12 protein-coding genes are annotated in these 19083 nt (G+C 67.4%); 10 read left to right on the top strand and 2 right to left on the bottom strand.

Annotated features, from left to right (window positions below):
- Window positions 1–175 precede the first annotated feature (175 nt).
- The 8 genes from ASC66_RS08275 to ASC66_RS08240 are packed head-to-tail and all read left to right on the top strand — an operon-like array spanning window position 176 to window position 12874.
- Window positions 176–2281, top strand: a complete 2106-nt coding sequence (locus ASC66_RS08275; protein ID WP_055837506.1) for a beta-galactosidase — start codon at window positions 176–178, stop codon at window positions 2279–2281.
- Window positions 2282–2306: 25 nt separating this feature from the next.
- Window positions 2307–3782, top strand: a complete 1476-nt coding sequence (gene gcvPA, locus ASC66_RS08270; RefSeq protein ID WP_082492159.1) for an aminomethyl-transferring glycine dehydrogenase subunit GcvPA — start codon at window positions 2307–2309, stop codon at window positions 3780–3782.
- Window positions 3779–5452, top strand: coding sequence for an aminomethyl-transferring glycine dehydrogenase subunit GcvPB (gcvPB, locus tag ASC66_RS08265; protein WP_082492158.1), 1674 nt, complete (start codon window positions 3779–3781; stop codon window positions 5450–5452). The genes gcvPA and gcvPB overlap by 4 nt, the downstream gene beginning before the upstream one ends.
- A 26-nt stretch (window positions 5453–5478) precedes the next feature.
- On the top strand, window positions 5479–6726 hold the full coding sequence (locus tag ASC66_RS08260; protein WP_055837504.1) for an ATP-NAD kinase family protein: 1248 nt from the start codon (window positions 5479–5481) through the stop codon (window positions 6724–6726).
- Between the two features lie 43 nt (window positions 6727–6769).
- Window positions 6770–7528, top strand: coding sequence for an SDR family NAD(P)-dependent oxidoreductase (locus ASC66_RS08255; RefSeq protein WP_055837501.1), 759 nt, complete (start codon window positions 6770–6772; stop codon window positions 7526–7528).
- A gap of 20 nt (window positions 7529–7548) precedes the next feature.
- A complete protein-coding gene (locus ASC66_RS08250) occupies window positions 7549–9246 on the top strand; it encodes a sensor histidine kinase (protein ID WP_082492157.1) in 1698 nt (565 codons plus the stop codon).
- On the top strand, window positions 9243–10451 hold the full coding sequence (locus tag ASC66_RS08245; protein WP_055837496.1) for a diguanylate cyclase domain-containing protein: 1209 nt from the start codon (window positions 9243–9245) through the stop codon (window positions 10449–10451). Before ASC66_RS08250 ends, ASC66_RS08245 begins: the two co-directional genes overlap by 4 nt.
- A 53-nt stretch (window positions 10452–10504) precedes the next feature.
- Window positions 10505–12874, top strand: a complete 2370-nt coding sequence (locus tag ASC66_RS08240; RefSeq protein ID WP_157509708.1) for a putative bifunctional diguanylate cyclase/phosphodiesterase — start codon at window positions 10505–10507, stop codon at window positions 12872–12874.
- Window positions 12875–12902: 28 nt separating this feature from the next.
- On the opposite strand, the gene ASC66_RS08235 is transcribed toward ASC66_RS08240, so the two are convergent.
- The gene (locus ASC66_RS08235) at window positions 12903–14483 is read right to left on the bottom strand and encodes a chitinase (RefSeq protein WP_055837490.1); all 1581 of its coding nucleotides are present in this window, start codon (window positions 14481–14483) and stop codon (window positions 12903–12905) included.
- 168 nt (window positions 14484–14651) lie between these two features.
- Here ASC66_RS08235 and ASC66_RS08230 point away from each other — a divergent pair, with 168 nt between their 5' ends.
- Together ASC66_RS08230 and ASC66_RS08225 are read left to right on the top strand one after the other, a co-directional pair.
- Window positions 14652–16940: a glycosyltransferase family 2 protein gene (locus tag ASC66_RS08230; RefSeq protein ID WP_082492155.1), complete on the top strand. Its 2289-nt coding sequence runs from the start codon at window positions 14652–14654 to the stop codon at window positions 16938–16940.
- Window positions 16941–17085: 145 nt separating this feature from the next.
- Complete coding sequence (locus ASC66_RS08225) at window positions 17086–17844, top strand: helix-turn-helix domain-containing protein (RefSeq protein WP_055837486.1); 759 nt, start codon at window positions 17086–17088, stop codon at window positions 17842–17844.
- A gap of 267 nt (window positions 17845–18111) precedes the next feature.
- On the opposite strand, the gene ASC66_RS08220 is transcribed toward ASC66_RS08225, so the two are convergent.
- Window positions 18112–18939: a response regulator transcription factor gene (locus ASC66_RS08220; RefSeq protein ID WP_055838424.1), complete on the bottom strand. Its 828-nt coding sequence runs from the start codon at window positions 18937–18939 to the stop codon at window positions 18112–18114.
- Window positions 18940–19083 lie beyond the last annotated feature (144 nt).

The raw sequence follows: 19083 nt of genomic DNA, 5'->3' as shown, positions 1-19083 counted from the left end.
CTCTCTCAGCCGGGATGGCTTCGCTGTCAGCTTAGGGCTTGACCATGCGCGGCATCCGGCATACTGTGTCTGTATACAGAATACAGTCTGCATTTCCCGCTGTAAAGCATCTGCCCGGAATCCGGTCAGAAAACAGCGCGGCAGGCTCGACCCACCGGTTCAGAGAGGAGAAGGTGTGACGAACGCGCAGCCCGCTGTCGGCAGCCCCCGTGCCATCAGACTCAGTGCACTCGCCTACGGAGGCGACTACAACCCCGATCAGTGGTCGGAGGAGACGTGGATCGAGGACGCGCGGCTCATGAAGGAGGCCGGCGTCAACATCGTCAGCCTCCCCGTGTTCTCGTGGCCGCAGCTGGAGCGCACGCCGGGTGAGTTCGACTTCGGCTGGCTCGACCGGGTGATCGACATCCTCTGGGAGGCCGGCATCGCCATCGACCTCGCGACCGCCACCGCAACGCCCCCGGCCTGGCTCGTGCGCGCCCACCCCGAGATGCTGCCGCACAACGTCGACGGCCAGCGGCTCGAGTTCGGATCCCGTCAGGCCTACTGCCCGAGCTCCCCGGTGTGGAAGAGCAACGTCGCCCGCATGACCCGCGTCATGGCCGAGCGCTACGGAAACCACCCCGGCCTCGCCCTCTGGCACATCTCCAACGAGTACGGCGACCACATCTCCCGCTGCTGGTGCCCGGCATCCGCCGCGCACTTCCGGCAGTGGCTCGAGGCTCGCTACGGCACCATCGAGGGGCTGAACGAGGCGTGGGGCACCACCGTCTGGGGCCAGCGGTACACCGAGTGGAGTCACATCGAGCCGCCGCGCACGGCATCCGGCCCGATCAACCCCACCCAGCAGCTCGACTTCGAGCGCTTCTCCAGCGATGCGCTGCTCGAGCTCTTCCAGCTCGAGATCGACGTGCTGCGCGAGGTCACCCCCGACATCGCCGTCACCACCAACTTCATGAGCCTGCTGCGCGACCTCAACTACTGGGACTTCGCCGCCGTCGAAGACCTGGTGACGGATGACGCCTACCCAGACCCCGCCGACGACACCTCCCACGTCGGCGCCGCCCTCAACTACAGCCTGATGCGCAGCCTCAAGGGCGGTCAGCCCTGGCTGCTGCTCGAGCAGGCACCGAGCGCGGTGAGCTGGCGCGACATCAACGTGCCCAAGGCTCCCGGCCAGATGCGCATCATGAGCCTGCACGCCATCGCCCACGGCTCGGACGGCGCGATGTTCTTCCAGTGGCGCCAGGCCAAGTTCGGCACGGAGAAGTTCCACTCCGCGATGCTCGGCCACCGCGGAGAGGCCTCGCGCAGCTTCCAGGAGACGAAGGCGTTCGGCGCGGAGCTGAAGAAGCTCGAGCCCGTGCGCGGCACCCGCGTGCGCGCCTCGGTCGCCCTCGTCGTCGACTGGGACTCCTGGTGGGGTAGCTCAGCGCCCGACTCGCTGCCGTCGCAGCGCCTGAAGTGGGCCGATCAGGCCCGCGCCTGGAACGCCGCACTCTTCGCCCTCGGCCACACCGTCGACGTCGTCAAGGCCACCGGCCCGTTCGACGGCTACGAGCTCGTCGTCGTGCCGAACCTCTACATGGTCGACCAGGCGCAGGCCGATGCCCTCACCGCATTCGTCGAGCGCGGCGGACGCCTGCTCGTCGGACCGTTCAGCGGTGTCGTCGACCCCACCGAGAAGGTGCACGCCGGCGGCGCCCCCGGCCCGCTGCGCGAGCTGCTCGGCGTCGAGGTCGACGAGCACTGGCCGATCCCGGATGCCGAGCACGGCACCATCACGCTCGCAGAGAACGGCGCGAGCTTCCAGACCAGCATCTTCAGCGAGTGGATCGACGCGGCATCCGGCACCGAGGTGCTCGCCAGCTACGCCGACGGCGAGCTGGACGGCCGCCCCGCGATCACCCGCAGGGCGCACGGCAGCGGCGCGGCCTGGTACGTCAGCGCCGTCGTCGAGTCCGCGGCGCTCGAGGCTGTGCTGCGCGATGCGCTCAGCGAGATCGGGCAGCCGAGCCGCAGCACGACGCATCTCGATCTCGAAGTCGTCACCCGCAGCGACGGTGAGACCGACTTCACCTTCGTGCTCAACCACGGGCGCGAGACCATCACGGTCGAGTTGCCCGTCGAGATGCACGGCGACCTGGCGATGGCCTGCCGCGATCTGCTCACCGGCGAAGCCGTCGGCGCCACGCTCACGCTGCCCCGCTTCGGCGCCGCGGTGATCGCACACCCGAGCCTCGACGAGGCCCCATTCATCACGCTCGTGTCAGCCAACTGACCAGCGCAATCGCTTGAGGACCACCATGACAACACCATTCGTGCACCCATACATCCCCAACACGGCACCGGCCACGAAGGCGGCCATGCTCGCCGCCGTCGGCGCGGAGTCGATCGAGGAGTTCTACGTCGACGTCCCCGCCGAGATCCGCCTCGGCCGCGCGCTCGACCTGCCAGCGCCGTTCCCGGCCGAGGCCGACCTCACCCGCCACGTCGAGGGCCTGCTCGGTCGCAACACCCCGACCACGCAGCGCCTGAGCTTCCTCGGCGCGGGCACCTACAACCACTATGTGCCCGCCGTCGTCGACGAGGTCATCAACCGCAGTGAGTTCCTCACCGCATACGCCGGTGAGCCCTACGAGGACCACGGTCGATTCCAGGCTCTGTTCCAGTACCAGTCGCTCATGGCTGAGCTGCTGAACATGGATGTCGTCAACGTTCCGACCTACGACGGCTTCCAGGCCACGGCCACGGCGCTCAGCATGGCCGGCCGCCGCTCCGGCCGCCGCGGCATCATCGTCGCGAGCGACGTGCTGCCAGACAAACTCAGCCGCGTGCGCGACTTCATCAGCTCGAACCTCGAGCTGCACCACGTTCCCACCGTCGACGGGCTGGCGGATGCCGCGGCCGTCGCCGCGCTGGTGAACTCCGCCGCACTGGCCGGTGACGTCGCAGCGATCTGGGTCGAGACGCCCAGCTACCGCGGAGCGGTCGAGTCCGGCATCCGTGCCCTCGCCGACATCGCCCACGCGGCAGGCGCCGTGCTCGTCGTCGGAACCGACCCGGTCGGCTACGGCGTTCTCACGCCGCCCGCCGACCAGGGAGCAGACATCGTCTGCGGCGACATCCAGTCGCTCGGCCTGCACCAGTGGTACGGCGGCGCGCACGCCGGATTCATCGCCGTGCACGATGACCCCAGTTTCATCATGGAGATGCCGTCGCGTCTGTTCGGGCTCGAGTCGACGACCGTTCCCGGCGAGTACGGCTTCGGCGACGTCGCATGGGATCGCACCTCCTTCGCTCTGCGCGAAGACGGCAAGGAATGGGTCGGCACCGCCGCAGCGCTCTGGGGCATCGCCGCCGGCGTGCACCTCGCGTTGATGGGCCCGCAGGGCATGGCCGAGCTCGGCGAGACCCTGCTCAGCCGCACCCGCTACGCTCAGCAGCAGCTGGCCGCCATCGCCGGCATCCGCCTCACCGACTCCGCGCTGCACCTGCGCGAGTTCGAGATCGACGTGGCCGGCGCAGGCCTCGGCGCGCAGGGAATCGTCGACGTGCTCCGCAGCCAGGGCATCGAGCCCGGCGTCGTGACCGGTGAGAGCACGCTGCTGGTGTGCGTCACCGAGCTCAGCTCGCAGGCCGACATCGACCGGCTGGCCGAGGCCATCCGTGCGCTCACAGAAACCACTACCGACACGAACACCGCCGTCGAGAACACCGCCGTTCAGAACACCGCCGTTCAGAACACCGCCGTTCAGAACACCGAGGAGAAGAGCGCATGAGCCTCCCCATCGCCCCCAAGCCCACTCTGCGCCGGTTCCACCAGGCACGCTGGGACGAACCGCTGATCTTCGAGCTGACCGCTCCAGGCGAGCGCGGCGTGCTCGTCTCGCAGACCGAGCCCGGTGTGCGGGAAGCCGTCGGCGACGTGCTCGCCGAGTTGCCGGCCGGCCTCCGCCGTGAGAAGCCTGCCGCCCTGCCCGAGATGGGCCAGATGCGTGTGCTCAAGCACTACCTGCGCCTCTCGCAGGAGAACCTCGGCGCCGACCTCAACATCGACATCGGCCAGGGCACCTGCACCATGAAGTACGCGCCCAAGGTGAACGATCGACTGATCAACACCCCAAACCTCACCGCCATGCACCCGCTGCAGGACGAGGCCGACGCGCAGGGCATCCTCGAGATCATCTGGCGCACAGAGCAGATGCTCGCCGAGATCTCGGGCATGCACCGTGTCTCGCTGCACACGAGCGGCGGCTCGACCGCGATCTGGACCAACATCGCCATGATCCGCGCCTACCACGAGGCCAACGGCGAGGGGGAGCAGCGCGACGAGGTCATCACCACGATCTTCAGCCACCCCTCCAACGCCGCAGCGGCCAAGGCGGCCGGCTACAAGGTCGTCACCCTCTACCCGGATGCCGATGGCTACCCCGACCTCGAGGCGCTCCGTGGCGCGGTCGGCCCCCGCACGGCCGCCATCATGATCACGAACCCGGAAGACACCGGCATCTTCAACCCGCAGGTCAAGCGGTGGGTCGAGCTCGCCCACTCGGTCGGCGCGCTCGCCAGCTACGACCAGGCCAACGCCAACGGCATCCTCGGCATCACCCGTGCCCGCGACGCCGGCTTCGACGTGTGCCACTTCAACCTGCACAAGACCTTCGGCACCCCGCACGGCTGCGGTGGTCCCGGCGGCGGTGCGAGTGCGGTCTCCGAGGCGATGACGCCGTTCCTGCCCGGCCCGTTGGTCGACCGCTCCGTCGGAGCCGACGGGGTCCGCTTCGCGCTGAACGCCGATCTGCCGCAGTCGATCGGCAAGGTGGCACCGTTCTACGGTGTCATCCCGACGATCGTGCGCGCGTACTCCTGGATGATGGCGCTCGGAGCGGAGGGCCTGCGCGCCGTCGCCGAGATCGCCGTGCTGAACAACAACTACCTGCTGAAGAAGGTGCTGGAAATTCCGGGCGCCTCCGCGCCGTACGCCGTCGGCCGCCGCCGCATCGAGCAGGTGCGCTACTCCTGGCAAGAGCTGTTCGAGCAGACCGGCGTCAGCTCGGAGGAGATCGGTATCCGTGCCGCCGACTACGGCATGCACTACTGGACGAGCCACCACCCCTACGTCGTCCCTCAGCCATTCACCCTTGAGCCGACCGAGTCGTACTCGATGGCAGAGCTCGACGAGTACGCGGCCGTGCTGGCGCAGATCGCGAGCGAGGCACGGGAGAACGCCGAGCTCGTACGCACGGCCCCGCACAACCAGACCGTGCACCACACCCACCACGACGACCTCGAAGACCCGGCCCGCTGGGCGATCACCTGGCGTGGATACCAGCGGAAGCACGGCGAGGCGCTCGCAGAGGGGCGCGCGGCAGCGCGTGCCGCAGGCGAGACCCCGCGTGCCGATGTCGCCGCGACCATCGTGGCGGCGGATGCCGTCGCAGCCGTCTGAGCACAGCACCCCACACGAGCCTGACCATGACCGCTGATCGCCACGCCGCCCAGCCCCCAGCGCACTCCGGTGCGCAGGGGGCCGGGGTTGCTGCCGTGCGGCTCGGTCTGGTCGTGAACCCGGTCGCCGGGCTCGGCGGCACCGCAGGGCTCAAAGGCAGCGACGGGGCCGATGTGCAGCGCCTCGCGCTGGAGCGTGGCGCATCGGCGCGTGCGGGGGAGCGCGCCGCAGCCGCACTGGCCGTGGTCGCGGCGGCGCACCCGGGCATCGAGGTACTCACGGCATCCGGAGCCCTCGGCGAGCACGCCGTGCGCGCCGCCGGCCTCGTACCCCGCAGCGTCTACACCGCCTCGGCGGTGGCAGGCGAGCCCACCGCGACGACGGCCGCCGACACTCGGGCCGCCGTCGCGGCCATCGCGAGCTCCGGCGCCGAGCTCATCCTCTTCGTCGGCGGCGACGGCACGGCCCGCGACGTCGTCGCCGGGCTCGAGTCGGGCAGCCCGGCCGGGGGAGTCGCGGCGCTCGGCGTTCCCGCCGGCGTCAAGATGTACTCGGCCTGCTTCGCCGTGAGCCCGAGCGCGGCCGGCGCGCTGGCCGCCGCCTGGCTCGGCACGGAGGCATTGCCCGTGCGCGAAAGCGAGGTGCTCGACGTCGTCGAGGAGCAGCTGCGGCACGGCCGCGTCGACCCCCGCCTCTTCGGCCACCTGCTGGTGCCGTTCCAGGCCGGGCGCACGCAGGCCCGCAAGACGCCGTCGCCCAGCTCGGAGGCCGCGGCCGCGGCATCCGCCGTTCGCGGGGTCATCGCCCAGCTGCGTCCCGGCGTGCGCTATCTGCTCGGCCCCGGCAGCACCGTCGCGGAACTCGGCAGACAGCTCGGGCTGGCAACCACCCCACTCGGCGTCGACGTGCTGCTCGACGGCGAGCTCGTGCTGACCGATGCCACCGAGCAGCAGCTGCTCGCCGAGATCAGCGGGAGGCAGGCTCGGGCCATCGTCACGATCATCGGCGGCCAGGGCTTCCTGCTGGGCCGAGGCAACCAACAGATCTCCGCCCGGGTCGTGCGCGCACTCGATCCGGCGCAGCCCCTCATCATCGTCGCCCCCGAACAGAAGCTCATCGAGCTCGGCGGCCGACCGCTGCTCATCGACACCGGTGACGCTGCCGTCGATGCGAGCCTCGCCGGATTCGCCCGCATCACAACGGGCGTCAGCGGCACCAGCATGTACCCGGTGAACGCTCCGGAGAGCACACTGGCCACTGAGAGCCACCCCTGAACCCCTGAATCACACCACACAACCAACACCCCAAGGAGCAGTCATGCGTCTCGAAAACAAGAAAGCCATCGTCACCGGCGGTGCGGGCGGAATCGGCCGCGCGACCGCACTGGCCTTCGCAGCGGAGGGCGCGCAGGTTGCCGTCGTCGACCTGCGCGCGGATGCCGCCGAGGCCGTCGTCGAAGAGATCCGCGCCGCGGGCGGCACCGCCGTCGCGATCGCGGCCGACGTCTCCAACGAAGACGACATCCAGCGCATCATCGCCACCACCGTCGAGGAGTTCGGCGGCGTCAATGTCGTCTTCAACAACGCCGGCATCATCCGCCGTACGACGGCCGTCGAGACCACCGCAGAAGAGTGGGACAGGGTCTTCGGCGTCAACGTCAAGTCGATCTTCCTGATGTGCAAGCATGTCGTGCCGATCATGGCCGAGAACGGCGGCGGTTCCATCGTGAACACCGGTTCCGGTTGGGGGCTCAAGGGGGGCGGCCAGGCCATCTCCTACTGCGCGTCCAAGGGTGCCGTCGTCAACATGACGCGCGCGCTGGCGATCGACCATGGCCCGCAGGGCATCCGGGTCAACTCGGTGAACCCCGGCGACGTCAACACGGGCATGCTGCTCGAGGAGGCCCGCCAGCTCTCGCAGGACGCGAACGCCTTCCTGGCCGAGTCGGCCGACCGCCCCCTCGGCCGGATGGGCGAGCCCAGAGAGATCGCCGCTGCCGTCGTCTGGCTCGCCAGCGACGACTCCTCCTACGTCACCGGTTCGGCTCTCGTCGTCGATGGGGGTGGCATCGCCTGATGCCGCGATAAGGTCTAGCCATGACACCGCGCGCGACGGAGGCTCGGCCCGAGCACAGGAGCGCGCGTCCGGCGTGGCGTGACGCGATGACGGTGCTCGATCTGGGCAGGCCCGACCGCTCGATCGCCTTGACTCAGCTGCTCTTCGGGGCCGTTGTCCTCGCCGTCTTCACGACGTTGATGGTCTTCGGTCCCGGAGACGGCAACCCGGTGCTCTTCTACGGCGGCATCCTGCTCACCTTCGTGGCATGCTGCCTCGCCGTGTTGTTGCCGTGGTCTGCGCTCGCTCCCGGCCTGGTGCTGTTGTTGCCGCTGCTCGACATCGTGGCGATCGGCTTCCTGCGCATCGCCCAGCCGCAGCTCGGCCTCGGCCTGCTCTGGGTCTTCCCGATCCTGTGGGTCTCAACGCTCGTCGGCGTTGCCGGGATCACCGCGAGCATCCTGCTCGCCGGCTGCTTCGTGGCCGTCGACATCGCGCTGCGGCAGGTTCCACTCACCATCGCCGCGATGCCGGCGCTCATTTTCCTGCCGCTCGTTCTGATCTTCATCGGTGCGTCCGGCTACCTCACTGCGCGCCGCGATCGCGCGCAGCGCCTGCTCCTCGGCAAGCAGGCGGAGTTGCTCGAACGTGCGCTCGCCCAGGCGCGGCGGCAGGAGGAACTGCTCGCCGAGGTGTTGAACACGGTCGACTTCGGCGTGATCCGCATCGATCGCACCGGCCAGACAACCATCGTCAACGAGGCCCAGGCGCGCCTGCAGTTCGCCATGGGTGTGACGGATGCCCATGCGCCGGTTCCAGCCGGCGTCAGCGTCGTCGCCGCCGACCGCGTGACGCCGATCTCGCAACACGACTCACCGCTGCAACGCGCGATGCGCGGCGAGGAGTTCGAACCGGTCACCGTCTGGATCGATTCGGGCAACAACGACCGGGTGGCGCTGTCGATCACCGCGCGCCGCCTGCAGAACGGAGACGGCGAGTACGACGGAAGCGTCGTCGTCTCCCGCGATGTGACCGCGGAGGTGGCGGCTGTTCTCGCGCGCGACGACCTGATCGCCTCGGTCTCGCACGAACTGCGCACCCCGCTGACGTCGATTCTCGGCTACCTGGAGCTCGTCATCGACGGCGGAGGCCTGCCGCCCGCGGCGAACAGTCAGCTGCAGATCGTCTACCGGAACGCGAACCGGCTGCTGGAGCTGGTCGCCGACATCTTGGCCTCCTCTCGCGAGGCCGCGCAGCCGATGGTGTTGCGCCTGGCCCCGTGCGCGCTGCTCGAGGTCGTCGAGCAGTCCGTCGAGTCGTTGCTCCCTCGGGCGGCGGAGCGCGGCATCCGCCTCGATTTCAGCGCGGCGGAGCCGACAACGCTGGTGGCCGACGGATCGCGGCTGCGCCAGCTCGTCGACAACCTGCTCGCGAACGCGATCAAGTACAACGTCGAGGGCGGCGAGGTCACGATCGGCATTGCCAGTGACGAGAAGATGGTGTGGCTGATCGTGCGTGACACGGGCATCGGCATCGCCGACGCCGAGCAACCGCAGCTGTTCGAGAAGTTCTTCCGCTCGGAGTCCGTGCGCAACTCCAGCGTGCACGGCAGCGGACTCGGCCTCGGAATCAGCCGGGAGATCGCCCGCCTGCACGGCGGAGACCTGACCGTGCAAAGCGTCGAGGGCGAGGGCACGACGGTGCTCGTGACCCTGCCGAAAGACAAGGATGCCTCGTGATTGACGGTTGGACGATTTCTCTGGCGAGTGCGCTCGTCGTGGTGGTGACGGCCGGGCTCTTCATCGGAAGCACCATCTCGCACAAAGACAGTGAGACCGGCCGCATCTGGGCTGCCGGCTACCTCTGCGGCATCCTGACGACGATGAGCTTCTTGGTCTGGCTCCTCGCCCCCGAACTGTGGTGGGCATCTTCGGTCGGCAACGCCGCGTTCGTCGCCGGCACCGGCTTCTTCTGGATCGGATGCCGCAGGCACAACGGCCGGCCGACCCGCTTCCTGCTGCTCGCCGTCGTCTGTCTCACGGTGCTCGTCGCCGGGCTGTTGCCCGGACCGGACAGCGACGAGTGGGCAGGCGCCCATGCGTACTTCATCGGCATCGTGCTCTTCGCTGTGCTCGCCGCGGTGGAATCGGCACGCGGTGACCTCAGCGGCGCACTGGGCTCGCGCCCCATGGTCGTCGTCTTCACCGTTGAGGCCGCCTTCTTCACAGGGCGGCTGATCTTCTTCACGACGGAAGGCCCGGATGGGCCGATCTTCTCCCTGTTCTTCGGCGCCTCGGCCACCGCATTCGTCACCATGATCATGGTCATCGTGCTCTCAAGTTCGATGTCGGTGATCCGATCTGCCCACGGCGCTCACGCCGAGCTCGCAACCCGGAGCAGCCGTCGCGCGGCCGCGGCCATCGGCTACAACAGCGACGACGTGCTCACCGAGCCGTCATTCGAGCGGGTCCTGGCCGACTGGCTCGAGCGGGCGGAGTTCCACGACGAGCAGTTGGCGCTGTTGCATTTCGATCTCGATGACCTGGCCGAGATCAACACGGCGTTCGGGCGCGCCCGCGCCAACGCCATACTGGCGCGCTACACCGCCGTCGTGCGTCGGTTCGGCCCGCCCAACTCCGACATCGGAGTGGCCGGCCCCGGTCGTCTGGTGCTGGCGACACCGATGTCATCGGCTGACGAGGCGTTGGCGGTTGCCGCCGCCATGCAGGAGGGGCTGCTCGAGGAGAAGATCGACGAGTTCGCCGGTCTGCGCCCGACGATGAGCGTCGGCATCGCACTCACGGACTACACCGGTTTCGACTTCGAGCTGCTCAGCGCGGCCGCGATGCGCGCGTGCAAGAGGGCTTCGGATGCCGGCGGCAACCGCGTCATGCTCGACACCGGGATCCGCGCCGAAGCGGCGCTGAACAGCGGCGCGCGCTGACAAACCGTCGCGGCGGAACGGTCTGCGCACCGCGGTGGCTCTAGTGTTGTGCTGTGAAGCCAGCGCGAATTGTCACCCCGTGGGATGCCATCTTTCTCGTGCCAGCAACGATCTTCGCGCTTGCGATGGCCGCGATCGCGCTGGCGACCCTGCCGACCCTGCCCGTCGGCTCGTGGCTGCTGGCCCTGTTCGCCGTCGCCGGATTCGCCGCAGCCGGGATCTTCCGCATACCGATCTCCCGGCTGGCCGGGGTTCCGTTGCCGGGGCTGGCCATCGCCATTCTCTCCGCGTCCGACCTGATGCAGCGGCCGATGCTCATGATCGGCCTCTACACGATGGGGATCTACTTCTCCTATCTGTACCTGTTGCGCAGGCCGATCATCTCCATCTACGCGAGTGGTGTCGCCTCGCTCGGCGCGATGGCCTACGTGCTCATCTACCGGGCGTTCAGCGACATCGGTCTCGGACTGCTGGGATATCTGCTCGCTTCGGGCGGCTACATCCTCGTCATACTGCTGGTGGAGTTCGGTCGGCAGCGCGGTCGGTGGAACAGCGACGGCACGGTGGGAATCTCCTCACTCAGCGCCGTGAAGGTGCTCCGCGTGTGGCTGCTGCTCACCGGCATCTCCGCGCTCTTGCACACGGCGAAGCAGCTCCTCGTCGAGACGCACTTCTCCAACCCGCAGGCGGTGATCACGGTGCTGTTGATCATGGGGTGCTCGATGGTGCTCGTGCTCCTCGCGGTCAAGGACAACCTCGGCAACGTCATCCGCCGCCTGGAGAGCCTCGTTGAGGCATCGCTCGCGCTCCCGTGGGAGGAGAAGGGCCAGGTGGAATCGCTCGTGCGCGGCTTCGCCCAGGAGGCGGCAAACGCCGAGGCGACGGAGATCCGGGGGACGCCCCCCGGCTATGCCGAGATCGGCGCCCCGATCTCGATCACCGCCGACGAGGAGCAGTACCTCGTCGTGCGCCGCTCGCCGGCCGCAACCGCGTTCACGGACGGCGATCAGCGGGTGGTCGATGCGCTCGCCCACATCGGCAGTGAGGTCTCCCGCGTGAAGGAGAGCGTCGAGGGGCTTCGGCTGCGCGCGAACACCGACAGCCTCACCGGGCTGCCCAACTACGGCTCGTTCCAGGACGCGCTGAAGTCGATCAATGACAACCGTGGGTACGCGGAGGCCATCGCGGTGCTGTTCATCGACCTCGACAACTTCAAGAAGCTCAATGATCGCAACGGCCATGCGGCGGGCGACTTCGCGCTCAAGGAGGTCGCCCAGCGCCTGGTGAACACCGTGCGTCCCGCGGATGTCGTTGCGCGGGTGGGCGGAGACGAATTCGTCGTCGTGCTCACCGGACTGAACAGTCTGCACCAGGCCAAGATGGTCGCTGATCGGATCGTGGACAACTGCGGTGCCCGTCTGCAGTTCGGCGAGACGACCCTCAAACCGAGCATCAGTGTCGGTCTGGCCTATTCCGCCCACCGCGAGACCGATGTGAGTCGGCTCGTCGAAGACGCGGACCGCACGATGCTCGCCGCGAAGAAGTCGCGCAAGCAGGGTGCTGCAGGCAGCGGCGGCAGCGTGAGCATCTCGGCTCACCGCTCATCTCAGCTGAACGACAGCGTCGTGAGAGCCATCGAGAGCGACGAACTGACCGTCTTCTTCCAACCCATCGTCAGCATCGTCGAGAACCGAATCTGGGCATTCGAGGCGCTCGTGCGCTACACCGACCCGGAGATCGGCCCGATCTCGCCGGCCTCATTGATCGAGAAGGCGAAGCGCCTCGGTCTTCTCAACCAGCTCACCGAGCAGGTAATCCTCAAGTCGCTTCACGCGGCGCGGCAGTTCGCCGACATCGACTCTCGAGTCAATTGCATCACGGTCAACGTCGAGGCCAAGCAGATTCTCTCGTCGCAGTTGGGGCCGTTCCTCGAGACGCTGCCGGAGCTCTTCCCGGAGGTCAGCCTCTGCCTGGAACTCAATGAGCGCTCACTCAGCGTTGTGAGCGATGAGCTGCGCACGCAGGCCGACAACCTCCGCGATCTCGGCATCATGATCGCGCTCGACGATTACGGCTCGGAGAACTCGTCGGTCGGTGCCCTCGTGCGCATGCCCATGGACATCCTGAAGATCGACCGTTCGCTGATCGATGACCTGGGCGACATCAGGCAGCTGGAGGTGCTCCGCGCGCTGCAGGGCTTCGGTGACACCCTCGACTACGCCCTCGTCGTCGAGGGCGTCGAGAGCCCCGTCACCGCGTTGCGGCTGCAGGGCGTCGGGGTTCGCAGCGCTCAGGGCTTCTACTACGGTGTTCCCGCCTCATTCGAGGCCACGGCCAAGCGTCTGCTCATGCACGGAACGCTTGCCGTTCTGCCGGACGCGGTGCCCGTGGAGGAACCACTGCCGGCCCGCAATCCGGCCTAGACCGACCGTGCGCTGACCTCTGCGGCGATCACGGCGTGGCTGGTGCTTCCCCGGCAGCCTGCGCCGCCTGCTCCGCCAGCACTTCTGCGGCGTCGAGCGCCATCCAGGGCGAGCTGTCCGGTTCGGTCTCCGCGGCCTGCGGGCTGTCTCCCTGTGTCCACCACTTCGCCTCGTACGGCAGGCCGTCGAAGAGCACCCGATCGCCCTTCTCGTAGGTGGTGCTTCCCGACCAGTCGGGGAACGTCCCCGGTTCCAGCGTCGGCATCGGGATCGGCGTCTCACCGGGGAGGACGGGGCCGATCAGGGTCCACGGGGTCTCGAAGGACTGCAACACGGGGTTGTCGGGCACATCGCCCTTCGTCCACCACTTGGCCTGGTAGACGTTGTGGTGCCACACGACCTTCGTGCCCTCGCGGTACGAGGCATCCGGCGACCAGATCGGGTACGGGCTGGTCTCGGGATCGTCGGTGAGATCCTCCTCGGGAATCGGCTCGATCGTGGTCGCGATCCCCGCTCCCGAGTTCGGTGTTCCGGTGAAATCGGCGCCGAGGATGGCGGAGAAGCTCGACTCGCCTTGCGCGATGCCGCTGCACGCGTCGGAGACGCGAGAGAGATCGTCGTAGTTCGGCCCGCACGTCGCATCGCGGTTCGACGACCACATCGACACCCTGCCGACGTGAGTGTCGTGTGCGAAGGTGTTCAGCTGCTCTGCGTCATCGAGTGTGAAGATCTCGTCGCGCACGTCATTCTGGCCGATCATCGGCGTCGCGCCGATCTTCGCCCACAGCGTGGCGTCCGTCAGCTCGATGCCGGAGCGGTCGTAGAGGATGCGGAGCTGTCGGTGGGTCGCCGTCAGCGCGGACTCTGCGGCATCGCCCATCGTCTGGTCTTCGGCCTTGCTCTGGCCATAGTCCATGGTCATCACGTTGACACCGGTCAGCTCCAGGCCGGCGCTCAGCGTCTCGGCGATGGCATCGGTTCCGGCAACGCTCAGGCCGTCCGGCGTGACGGGGAGGGTGAGCCACACAGCCAGCGGCGAACCGGAATCGGCCCGCTCGGCCTGAAGCTCGGCGAGCACACTCGCTCGACGGGTGTTGGCCGCCGAGTTCGCCAGCGCATCTCCCTCGATGTCGAGGTCGATGGCCTGCACACCGTAACGGTCGATGACGGCCGCATAGGCCTTCTTCAACTCGGACTCACTCGTGCATGACACGGCGAGCTCGTCATTGAGGAGGCCGCCGAACGAGACCATCGCCTCGCCACCGCGCTGTTCGAGCCGCGCAAGGCGTCGATCGAGGTCCAACTCGGTTCCGGCCGAATCGAGCGTGTATGCACCACCCCAAGTCGGGGTGCACGGATCCTCCGGCGACGCGACGATGAACGAGAGAACGACGTTCTTGTCAGCGTCGCCCCTCGGGCTTTCGAACGCGAATTGCGGGGTCGCGGTGACGTCGACGTATCCGGCGAACCAGGCCTCGCGCGTCTCCGACGCCTCGTTCTCGAACCACTTCCAGCCTTGGAATCCAGCAAGTACAAGGCCTGCGGCGATCGCGATGAGCACCGTGAGGCGCACAGGGGAGAGTCGCCGGTTGGGGAAACGCCTAGACACAAAACCTCGCAAGTAGGGTGGCGGGGATGGGGGCTGGATAGTGCACGCACGCGCTGAAACGGGTACGTCTTGTGCCCATGCTCGCACACTGTCGGCATCGAGCATGCCGGTCGTTGCCTTATCCTACAAAAGTTGGTGGAGTCATAAACGGCGGGAATGACCGGAGCAATGGCAATTCAAGAGGAACAAACACGTACGCGAAAAAGACAGTGGGGATCTGAGCGCCGCTCCGAACCGCTGTCGATCATGCACCCCAGCCCCAGTGTGCGAAAAATCACCTGGGGCCGTCTTGCGATCGTCGCGACGATCGTCTTCTGGTCGATCTACGTCGTCACGACGATCTTCCGGCAGTTCATCGAGAGCAGCGGCGGATTCCGCTTCACGATGGAGGCGATCGGCTACCTCATCGTCGTCTCGTTCCTGACCTTCTCCGCGCTGATGTACCTGCTTGCCAGGCAGGGGGCGCTCTATCGCTTCCGTGACCACGTCCGGGTGCCGAGAGCCGAACTGGACAGGCACTTTCGCGACTACGACAGCGCGGTGACCGTTCTCGTGCCGTCGTACGCCGAAGAGCCCGCCGTCGTGCGCGGCACGCTCTGGTCGGCCGCGCTGCAGGAGTTCCCGAACGTCCGAGTCGTGTTGCTCGTCGACGACGCCCCCGTGCAGAGCGATCCGGCGGCCAGGGCGAAACTCGATGCGACGTTGAGCCTCCCCGGGCAGATCGAGGAGGCGTTGGAGGGGCCGCGGTCGCGCTTCGCCGGCGCGAGAGCCGAGTTCGCCGCCGAGCTCCAGGCTGGAACCACGATCGAACGCCGCCACGTGGAGGAACTCGCCGCCGACTACGAGGCCGCCGCGATCTGGCTCGAGGACATGGCCGAGAACGAGCCGATGGAAGACCACGTCGACGAGTTCTTCATCGACCAGGTGCTCATGGGCCTGGCGTCGGAGCTCCGACTCAATCTGCTCGCACTGCGCGCGTCGCTCGATCAGTACGCCTACCCGGATGTCGAGCGGGTACTCGAACTGCGCATCCGCCTCGAGCGCACCTTCACCGCTTCGCTCTCGAGCTTCCAGCGCAAGAGTTACGCGTCGCTGTCGCACGAGGCGAACAAGGCGATGAACCTCAACTCGTACATCTCGCTCATGGGGCGCGACTGGCGTGAGGAACAGACGGCCGGCGGCGTCATTCTGCGCCCGGTCGAGGATGCCGCCGACGCCGATCTCGTCGTGCCGGACAGCCCCTACCTGCTCACACTGGACGCAGACTCGCTGCTGCTGCGCGACTACTGCCTGCGACTCGTCTACTTCCTCGAGGAACCGGGCAACGAGCGCATCGCAGTGACGCAGACGCCGTACTCGTCGTTCCGCGGTGCGCCGACGCGCATCGAGCGCATCGCCGGTGCCACCACCGACCTCCAGCACATCCTGCACCAGGGCATGAGCTACTACGGAGCGACCTTCTGGGTCGGCGCCAATGCCGTCATCCGCAAGCAGGCCGTCGAAGACATCGTCGAGATTGAAAGCGTCGGCGGCTTCGAGATCGCGACGTACATCCAGGATCGAACGGTCATCGAGGACACCGAGTCCAGCATCGACCTCGGCACCCATGGCTGGACCCTCATGAACTACCCGGAACGGCTGAGCTACTCGGCGACGCCGCCCGACTTCGGCTCGCTGGTGGTGCAGCGCCGCCGTTGGGCGAATGGCGGCCTGCTGATTCTGCCGAAGTTGTTGGATCAGGTCCGTGAGCGCCGCTTCCGGCGTGAACGGATTCTCGTGCGCGAGATGTGGCTGCGCGTGAACTACATGGCGTCGATCGCCTGGGCGAGCTTCGGTCTGCTCTTCCTGCTGGCCTACCCGTACGACAGCCGTCTGCTCTCTCCCGTGGTGTTCCTGGCCGCTCTGCCGTACTTCCTCGCAATGGGTAGCGACCTCCGAGACTGCGGGCATCGCTTCAGTGACATCTTCCGCATCTACGGTTTCAACCTGATCTTGCTGCCGGTGAATCTCGCCGGCGTGCTGAAATCGATGCAGCAGGCCATCACCGGTGAGAAGATCCCGTTCGTCCGAACACCCAAGGTCAAGGACCGCACGGCGGTTCCTGTGCTCTACGTCGTCGTGCCCTATCTGATCATCGCGTTCTCGGTGCTCACCTTTGCGCGAGACTTCTACGCCCAGAACTGGGGGAACGCCGTTTTCGCGGCGTTCAACGCCCTCCTCGCTGCATACGCGACGTGGATGTACATCGGTGTGCGCAACTCCATCGTCGATGTCTGGCTCGGCATCCTCAACTGGCTGTATGTCGACAAGAAGACGAAGGCTCCGGCCCGGACTTCCTTTGTTGCCGACCCGAACAAGCCAGTCGACTGGTCGTCGATTCTCTACCACGGTGACCGTCGACTCAACCGCGATCTGCGACGCAAGGGTGACCGTCGCCGAAGGGTCGGGCCTCGATAGTTCGCCGTTCCCGCGGAGCGCGTGAGCGAGTGACCCCCACGAAGTCGGCTTCGCGGCATAGACTGCCCGTTCACGCGGCTTCCGGTCTCGGTCGTACGACGGAGCAGGACCTCGGGCCACGGTGACACTTCAGAGAGGAGGCGCGATGTCAGGCACGCAGTCTGCGGCCGTCTCGACGCCGGTCACAACGATTCGCTTGGCGCTCGTGCACGGCTACGTCGCCGCCCTCGAAGGACTCAGCAGCTGGCTCGACGCGAACGCCCCCGAGATCGAGGTTGTTGCGCGGGCCCGGTCCTGGGAGGAAGCACGCGAGCAGCGCGACGCGAAACCCCACGTCTACCTCCTCGACCTGCAGAGTCTCCCGACCTCGTCCCTGGTCGACTTGATCGCGGAGGCCCGCTCAGACGGTGCTGCGGTCGTGGCGTGGGGCGATCTCGATGACGAGATGACGCTGGCCAGGCTCCGCGGAACGGGGGCGGCGAGCGTGCTCGGCAGGAGCAACTCGATCGACGACGCCAGGGCCGCCGTGATCGACGCGGCACTGATGGGCCGCGAATCCTGGACGGGTGAGCTCGTACCCGTTGGTCATGGTCGTGCATCGCTCGCTTCGCGCGGACTTGTCGACGACCGTGATTCCGGCGAGGCGGTCAGAGCGCCGGTGCGTCCCGCTGGGGCGCAGACGGGAGCGCCTGCCGGGCTGAGCGAGGACGACATCGAAGTCGTGCGGCTCTACGCGGTCGGCAACAGCCCGATCGACATCGCCCTCCGGATGAACGTGCGCTTCGACCGAGTGCGCGACCACCTCGCCAGAGTTCGGGACTACTACGAGGCGCAGGGCCGACGTGCCTCGAATCGGCTCGACCTGGTGCAGCGCGCGAGCGAAGACGGGCTGCTCGAGGCCTGAGTGCCCCATACGGGGGGGGGCGTCAGCACCAGCCCTTCGTGGAAAAATTGCGCAAATCTTGAGGTTCGCGGGCGCTTTCCCAAGCTGATCTCGCGTTTGGCTGGGCATGATCGTTGATGTAGCACAAGACGCCACATCCGCTGGCTCCCAGCAGCCGCTTCCTGATCCCGAACCTGAAGCGTTTGCCATTCCCCGGGGAGCCGCGGGTGGGCATCATCTCCGCCCCGCTGGTGATCGCCTCAGTGTTGTTGACTCAGCGTTGTCGACTCAGTGGGTGTCGTTCGCGGTGAGTCGGTATCCGACGCCGCGAACAGTCTCGATCCAGCGCGGGCTCGTCGGGTGGTCGCCCAGCTTGCGCCGCAGATTCGCGAGGTGTACCTCGATCGCCCGTTTGTCGGCGTCGCTGACATAGAACGCCGCATCCTCATCACGCAGGAGTTCCGCGAGTTCGGTCTTGCTCCGCACCCGGCGCCCGGAGAGCAGCAGCACCTCGAGGAGGTTGAACTCCGTGCGGGTCAACTCCAGGTCGTCGCCATTGAGTCGCACGCGGCGCTCTGCAGAGTTGAGGCGAAGGCCGCGGTGCTCGTGCCAGTCCCCGCCGACCCCGGTCTCCTCGTGCACTGGGACTGCATTCGCGTCGAGCGCCGTGGCCCCGACGGGCTCGGTGGCGGCCTCTGCCCGAGCTGTTCCCTCGTTGACGGGCGCCGCGGCGCCGCCGGCGCGCGGCCGTCGCAGCATCGCCTCGATCCGTGCGCGCAGCTCACGGGGCCGGAACGGCTTGGTGACGTAGTCATCGGCGCCGGCCTCGAGCCCCTGCAGGGTGTCGATCTCCTCGGCGCGAGCCGTGAGCATGATCAGGTAGGTGGAGCTGAACGCTCGGATGCGTTTCGCGGTCTCGAACCCGTCGATGCCGGGCATGCTCACATCGAGCGTGGTGATGACGGGATTGTGCTCACGCACGGCGTTCACGCCGTCGATGCCGTTCCCCGTGAGAATCGTCTCGAATCCGGCTTGTTCCAGAACAGTGGCAAGAAGTTGACGAATGTCCGCGTCGTCTTCGATCACGACGGCGATGCGGCTCTCTGTCGTACTCAACTGGCCTCCCCGCCCGCTCAGCAACACCGCTCGCGCGGCTCATTAGTGCATCGTAGCGGAGGGGCGTGCGGATACGGCCAAACGAGGCATCGTGGCGATCGACGTCGCGCGGCTCTGCCGCCGCGCTGAAATCTGGAGGAATGA

Origin of the sequence: Leifsonia sp. Root4, from assembly GCF_001425085.1 — a bacterium.
Taxonomy (GTDB): Bacteria; Actinomycetota; Actinomycetes; order Actinomycetales; family Microbacteriaceae; genus Microterricola.
The sequence above is the reverse complement of the archived record's forward strand: the minus strand, read 5'-3'. Positions and strand labels throughout refer to the sequence as shown.